Origin of the sequence: Candidatus Regiella insecticola LSR1 (assembly GCF_000143625.1) — a bacterium.
Taxonomy (GTDB): domain Bacteria; phylum Pseudomonadota; class Gammaproteobacteria; order Enterobacterales; family Enterobacteriaceae; genus Regiella; species Regiella insecticola.
In genome coordinates this window covers 1,723-2,704 of the sequence record NZ_GL379748.1, presented here as the reverse complement: position 1 = coordinate 2,704, position 982 = coordinate 1,723, and the positions used below count along the sequence as shown (strand labels likewise).

The window sequence follows — 982 nt, the reverse complement described above, 5'->3', positions numbered from 1 at the left end:
GTAGAATATTAATAATAAATTATTTTTACTGATGCAGATCTTATTTAAACTCAATAGTTCTTAATTTGTCAGACTCCCCTTTAATTCTTCTGACACTCTCGGCAGCCGTAAATTTCCCGGTGGCAGCCCGCTCGACAAATTCACCCCACCAATCCATCAAGACTTTGCGTTGCTCCAACCAAGAGCTACGATTATAGGCGTTACGGACGGAGTCCCTACCGGTATGTGCCAACACGGCTTCGATAACGTCAGGGTTAAATTCCTTTTCATTCAGTGCGGTACTGGCAATCGATCGCATCCCGTGTGCCACTAATCGTCCACGATACCCCATGCGCTGAATGGCGGCGTTAGCGGTTTGACTGTTCATTGGCTGAAGTGCATTTTTGCTGCTTGGAAATAAATAGTTTTTATGAGCGCTGATCGGTTTCAGGGCGTCAAGTACAGCTAGCGCTTGAGATGACAGGTGAATAACATGATCGCGTCTCATTTTCATCCGTTCGGCCGGTATCCGCCATTCCCGCAAGTCGTAATTAATTTCTGACCACCTCGCGCCAGCAGCTTCAGAGGGGCGAGTGATTGTCAGCAATTGCCACTCGATAAGTAATCGGGTCTGTAATTCTATACTGGCAACCGACAGGGCTTGCATCAATTCCGGTAATTCCCTCGGTGTCAACGCGGGTCTATTTTTCTTTTTCGGTTTTTCAAAAGCTTTACCGATACCGCCCGCGGGGTTGGCATCAATTAATCCACAGTTAACGGCAAAAATCATGATTTCATTTAACCGTTGCGTTAATCTTTTTACCGTTTCCAGCGCGCCTTTGGCCTTGACGGGCTCCAAAGCAGTAATAAGCGTGCGTGCTTTAATCTCCTGTATCCCTACCTGTCCAACCACAGGAAAAATATCACGTTCAAGCGATCGCCATACATCACGGGCATGGTTTGCCGTGATACTGGATTGCTTAATTTTAAACCACTCAGTGGC

General features: G+C 46.6%; 1 protein-coding gene. It reads right to left on the bottom strand.

Annotated elements, in window-relative coordinates; all coding sequences use genetic code 11:
- Window positions 1-40: 40 nt before the first annotated feature.
- Window positions 41-982 (bottom strand): tyrosine-type recombinase/integrase (locus tag REG_RS10430; protein ID WP_339739855.1); only part of this gene is annotated, 942 nt, incomplete at its 5' end.